The organism is Mycobacterium sp., from assembly GCF_040398885.1.
Lineage (GTDB): Bacteria > Actinomycetota > Actinomycetes > Mycobacteriales > Mycobacteriaceae > Mycobacterium.
Genome location: NZ_JBBATF010000107.1, coordinates 5,290 through 10,479, shown reverse-complemented (window position 1 = coordinate 10,479; position 5,190 = coordinate 5,290). Strand labels below are relative to the sequence as shown.

Here is a 5,190-nt window from a genome sequence, read left to right as displayed (position 1 = left end):
CAGGGGGGGAGGAGGCGAGGGTCGTCGTGTATCAGCCCCGGGGGGTCGGGCTGATCCACTCCCGGCCAGAGGCCGAGTGAGCCCAACTATACACATGATCCATGGGCTTGACGCAATTGCCGATCGCAAATTAAAAGCGACGTTTTTGCTGTGAATTTGCACCTTCGGCCAGGTGGCGCGGACTGCCAGTTTCCGCCGCGATCCCCGAACGGCCAAGCAGGCTGAAGTGCGCGTCGCCGCCGCCGGTCCGCCCCCCGCCACGGCCCGGCGAAGGCGGATCCGTTTTTCCTCTTGCTGTGATGCCCGTCACGGAGTACAAAGGAATCACGGAGGCTCGGCGAGGCCAGGATGGCACCGGAAGAGAAGGTTCCATCTCCCGAGTTGAGCAACCCAGCACGGTTACCGAGCACCCACGCGGAGCACGCCGCGAAGATGGCAGAAGTGTTGCGGGCCTGCGTAATTGCACTGAGCGGTCGAAGTCGGCCCAGTCTCCTCCACCGGAGCGGCTTCGCGGCGAAAGCGCAGACGCCGAGGCCACTCACGCAACCCACACAGCACGCTTGGTAACTCGTAACCGTGTTAGCGGGCGGCGAGCCGAACTCGATTCGGAACGCCGCCCGCTTCATGTCCGCAAGTTCAGGTGACTGCGGCCTCGGCGATCGAAAGCGCCTCGCGGGCACCGTCTTCCAGCGCCCGGCAGCACATCACAAGCCAGCTGCCGACGCCCTCGGGCCGGCCGGTGGCGAAGGCCCCCGCCGTCTCCCGGTATTCGTCGGGCCGACGCATCCAGTAGACCTCGGGCACGCCCAATCCGTGCGGGTCGAGACCGGAGGCGATCGTCACCAGCCGCGACACTGCGCGCGCCACGACACCGTCTGCGCTACCGAATGTCCTCAGCGCCAACAGTTCCCCGTGCGCGACCGCGGCCAGCACCGCCGCGGGCACCTGGCTGCGGCCGGTTACCAGCCGGGTCATCAAGTCCACCCGGGCGGAAACCTCCGGTACCGCCCGCGGCCGGCCAAGCCCCGCATCGGCCACCAGATCGGCGGCCGCCAGCGCATGCAGCCGTGCCAGGGCCTGCAGCGGGGCCCGCTGCCAGACCGCCACCACATTGGTGGCCCCTCCCTCCAACGCCTGGCCGACGCGGAGTGCCCCGGCCAGCACCGGATCGTCGGATCCCGATGCGGCGACATCGAGTTGGATACCGCCGCCGTCGAGCGCCGAGGAGCATCGCGCACCGCGTATCGCGGACTCCGCCGCCGTGACCGGCCAGTTGCGCAGGTTGGCGCGGTGCCGGTGCGCCTTACCCAGGGCGGCGCGCGCCGCCTCGGCGGCATCGGCCACCCCTGGCAGATCCAGCAGTGGAGCCAGCAGGTCACGTTCTCGCGGTGCCACGCCGGCCCACGCTACGCCGTCCGGCGGACGGCCAGAAGTGACCCGATGTCGAGGGATGCCTGGTTAGGCTCAAACGTATGACTGAGGCAACTTATGACTGAGGCAACTTATGACTGAGGCGCCGACCGACGTTCCAGACCTGTACCCGCCCTCGAAGGCTTTCGCCGAGGCCGCGAACGCCACTGCCGACCTCTACGACCAAGCCGAGGCCGATCGCCTCGCTTTCTGGGCGCAGCAGGCCGACCGCCTGCACTGGGCGACCCCCTTCACCGATGTCCTGGACTGGTCGGGCGCACCGGTCGCGAAGTGGTTCCTCGGCGGCAAGCTCAACGTCGCCTACAACTGCGTCGACCGCCACGTCGAAGCCGGCAACGGAGACCGTGTCGCCATCCATTGGGAGGGCGAGCCGGTCGGTGATGCGCGCACCATCACCTACGCCCAACTCAAGGACGAGGTGTGCAAGGCGGCGAATGCGTTGACCGATCTGGGGTTGGTCGCCGGTGACAGGGTCGCGATTTACATGCCGATGGTCCCGGAGGCCATCGTGTCGATGCTCGCGTGCGCCCGACTGGGGATCATGCACTCGGTGGTTTTCGGTGGGTTCTCCGCCGCCGCGCTGCGGGCGCGCGTGGAGGACGCCGAAGCCAAGCTGGTGATCACCACCGACGGGCAGTACCGCCGGGGCAGCGCCGTGTCCCTGAAGAAGGCCGTCGACGAGGCGGTCGGGAATCAGCCTTCGGTGCGCAATGTGCTGGTCGTGCGGCGCACGGGGATCGACGTCGACTGGACCGAGGGACGCGACCTCTGGTGGCATGACACCGTCGACTCCGCGTCGACCGAGCACACACCGGAAGCCTTCGATTCCGAACACCCGCTGTTTCTGCTCTACACCTCGGGAACCACCGGCAAGCCCAAAGGCATCATGCACACCTCCGGCGGCTACCTCACCCAGGCGTCCTACACGCACCACTACGTCTTCGACATCAAACCGGAGACCGACGTCTACTGGTGCACCGCCGACATCGGCTGGGTGACCGGCCACAGCTACATCGTCTACGGTCCGCTGTCCAACGGCGCCACCCAGGTCGTTTACGAGGGCACCCCCGCCTCCCCGGACGAGCACCGACACTTCCAGGTCATCGAAAAGTACGGCGTCACAATCTATTACACCGCGCCCACGCTGATTCGCACATTCATGAAGTGGGGCCGGGAACTGGTCTTCGAGCACGACCTGTCCAGTCTTCGACTGCTCGGGTCGGTGGGCGAACCGATCAACCCGGAAGCGTGGCGCTGGTACCGGTTGGTGTTCGGCGGGGACAAAGTGCCGATCGTGGACACCTGGTGGCAGACCGAGACCGGCGCGGTGATGATCTCACCGCTGCCGGGTGTCACCGCCTGCAAACCCGGATCGGCGATGCGGCCGTTGCCCGGTATCTCGGCCAGGATCGTCGACGACCACGGCCAGGAGTTGCAACCCGCCACCGAGCAGGGTGAGCAGGTGACCGGTTACCTGGTGCTCGATAAGCCGTGGCCGTCGATGCTGCGGGGTATCTGGGGCGACCGGGAACGTTTCGTCGAGACCTACTGGTCCCGTTTCGGGGATCAGGGCTGGTACTTCGCCGGTGACGGTGCGCGCTACGGCACCGACGGCGAAGTGTGGGTGCTCGGCCGCGTCGACGACGTGATGAACGTGGCCGGTCATCGCATCTCGACCGCCGAGGTCGAATCCGCACTGGTGGGTCATGCCGGGGTGGCGGAAGCCGCGGTGGTGGGGGCGTCGGACGCACAGACCGGCCAGGCGATCTGCGCCTTCGTGATCCTCAAGGAACACCGCGCCGACATGGCGACCGAGGACATGGTCGAGGAACTGCGGGCCGAGGTCGCCCGGGAGATCTCACCGATCGCCAAGCCGCGCGAGATTCACGTGGTTCCGGAACTACCCAAGACCCGCAGTGGCAAGATCATGCGGCGCCTTCTCCGGGACGTGGCCGAGGGCCGGGAACTCGGCGACACCTCGACACTTGTCGATCCGGGTGTGTTCGAAGCGATCCGGGCCAGCAGGGCGAACTGAACGTCAGGCCGGTCCCGGCCTCGCGCCGGCGACCGGGACGAATCCGGCGCCTGGTCGGTCCTTGGCCGCCACGTCGGCCAGGATCGAGTTCATCGACATGGTTATCGCGGGGGTGTGTAACGGGATGTATTTGATGACACAGGTGGGCAGGCCGTCGGTGAAGGCGCCGTGGATCATGCCGACCAGTCTGTTGTTGACCGTCACCGGTGCACCGGAGTCGCCGGGCCGCCCGCAGACCTGGTTGACGATGGTGCCCGGATCCTGGCCGGGCCCCCACGTCACACCGCAGGAATAGCCGGTCGTCCGGCCCAACTTGCAGGCCACCTGACCGAACGTCGGATCCGGACCGAGGCCGTCGATGGCGAAGCCGTTCCAGTTCGACACCGGCGTCACCTTCGCAGGGTCGAATCGGATCACGGCGTAGTCGAGGCCGTCGTTGCCGGCCACCATGGCTCCGATGACGCCGCGGTCCTCAGCACCCTCGGCGGCGACCTGGGCCCCCGGGCCCCCGCAATGTGCCGAGGTGAATCCGACCAGCGCTCCGGTTCGATCGTTCCCGATGGCCGTCAGTGTGCAGAAGGTGTCCCCGTCGATGACGATCCCGGCCCCGCCGCCGATCGGGACGGGATCGGCCGCGACGGCGGTGGCCGGCGTCGGCACCAGTGCGACACCGGCCAGAGCGACCGCCCCCACCGCCCGCCGCACACAGATTGCGCTGCCCACTGGCACCTCCATCGCCGAATCGCGTCCATCGCATAGTTTACTGCCACCACTTCTGTAGCTCCTGCAACAACACCAGGTGCGCCCCGGCCAGGTCCCCGACGTGGCAACATGTAACCGCGAAACACCAAACCGGGAGGACTGCCGTGAGGAATCGGGATCACAAGAACGGGGTGCCGAGCACCGTGGCCTCGATCCCACTGGTGGATCCGCATGCGGTGTCGGCCGAGATGTCCATCGGCGAATTGGTCAGGGAAGCCACCACCCAGGTGTCGACGCTGGTGCGTGCCGAGGTCGAACTGGCCAGGGCCGAGATCACCCAGGATGTGAAGAAGGGCCTGACCGGCAGCGCCTTCTTCATCGTCGCTCTGGTGGTGCTGCTTTACTCCACGTTCTTCTTGTTCTTCTTCCTGGCTGAACTGCTCGACACCTGGGTGTGGCGCTGGGCGGCGTTCCTCATCGTCTTCGCCCTGATGCTGGCGCTCGCCGCGGCGTTCGCACTCCTGGGCTTTTTGAGGTTGCGGCGGATCAGGGGTCCGAGGCAAACGATCGAATCGGTCAAGGAGACCACCGCTGCGCTGACGCCGAGCCTGTCGAAGTTCGCCGGCGCGCCCGCCCGGGGCATGCCCGCGACGCCCCCGACGGCCGTCGAGGCGGCAGGCTGGACGCCGGCTTCCGGGCCGGCGCCGCGACCGGCCGTTCACGCGGTGGCCCCGGCCTACGAACCGGCCGAGGCAACCGTCACCTACGAACCCTACGAACCCTACGAACCCGCCGTCACCTACGAACCCGCGGTCACCTACGAAACGACCGAAGCCACCACCGTCACCTACGAACCCTACGAACCCTACGAACCCGCGGTCACCTACGAACCCTACGAACCCGCGGTCACCTACGAAACGACCGAAGCCGCCGTCACCTACGAACCCTACGAACCCGCGGTCACCTACGAAACGACCGAAGCCACCGTCACCTACGAGACGACCGAGGTGGCCGTGGCCTAC

General features: G+C 67.2%; 3 protein-coding genes and 1 pseudogene. 2 read left to right on the top strand and 2 right to left on the bottom strand.

Annotated features, from left to right (window positions below):
• Positions 1 to 636: 636 nt before the first annotated feature.
• A complete protein-coding gene (locus ADBZ5U_RS10970) occupies positions 637 to 1,395 on the bottom strand; it encodes an oxidoreductase (protein WP_526265309.1) in 759 nt (252 codons plus the stop codon).
• Between the two features lie 109 nt (positions 1,396 to 1,504).
• Here ADBZ5U_RS10970 and acs point away from each other — a divergent pair, with 109 nt between their 5' ends.
• The gene (acs, locus tag ADBZ5U_RS10965; RefSeq protein ID WP_526265307.1) at positions 1,505 to 3,466 is read left to right on the top strand and encodes an acetate--CoA ligase; all 1,962 of its coding nucleotides are present in this window, start codon (positions 1,505 to 1,507) and stop codon (positions 3,464 to 3,466) included.
• 3 nt (positions 3,467 to 3,469) lie between these two features.
• Here the strand turns inward: acs and ADBZ5U_RS10960 are convergent, their stop codons facing one another.
• Complete coding sequence (locus ADBZ5U_RS10960) at positions 3,470 to 4,201, bottom strand: S1 family peptidase (RefSeq protein WP_526265305.1); 732 nt, start codon at positions 4,199 to 4,201, stop codon at positions 3,470 to 3,472.
• A gap of 131 nt (positions 4,202 to 4,332) precedes the next feature.
• Between ADBZ5U_RS10960 and ADBZ5U_RS10955 the strand changes: the two are divergent.
• Positions 4,333 to 4,851 (top strand): annotated as a pseudogene (locus ADBZ5U_RS10955) (phage holin family protein); the annotation flags it as partial.
• Between the last annotated feature and the right edge of the window lie 339 nt (positions 4,852 to 5,190).

Bases quoted from the DNA above. Each gene is read 5' to 3' on its own strand.
- acs (WP_526265307.1), top strand. From the start codon at position 1,505: ATGACTGAGGCGCCGACCGACGTTCCAGACCTGTACCCGCCCTCGAAG.
- ADBZ5U_RS10960 (WP_526265305.1), bottom strand. From the start codon at position 4,201: ATGGAGGTGCCAGTGGGCAGCGCAATCTGTGTGCGGCGGGCGGTGGGG.